We start from the raw sequence: 259 nt of genomic DNA, 5'->3' as shown, positions 1-259 counted from the left end.
GGCCGCGGTTTCTTCCAGGTTGGCCGCCTGCTGCTCGGTACGGCGCGACAGATCGCTGTTGCCGGTGGCGATTTCCGAGGCGGCCAGGTTGATGCTGGAAGCCGCCTGCTGGATGCGGCCGACGATGGAAGTCAGCTGGGCGACGGTGGCGTTGGCGTCGTCGCGCATTTTGGCGAACACGCCATGGAAGTCGCCTTGCATGCGCACGGTCAGGTCGCCTTCGGCGATGGCGTGCAGCAGGGCGGAGACCTCGGACAGG

The 259-nt window shown here is 67.2% G+C and carries 1 pseudogene; it reads right to left on the bottom strand.

The window, feature by feature from the left end:
* Window positions 1-259, bottom strand: a pseudogene (locus AC06FP_RS16865) (methyl-accepting chemotaxis protein); the annotation flags it as partial.

The organism is Stenotrophomonas sp. Steno-Z2 (assembly GCF_056393235.1).
Note: the sequence above shows the minus strand (reverse complement) of the source record. Positions and strands in the feature narration are given on the sequence as shown.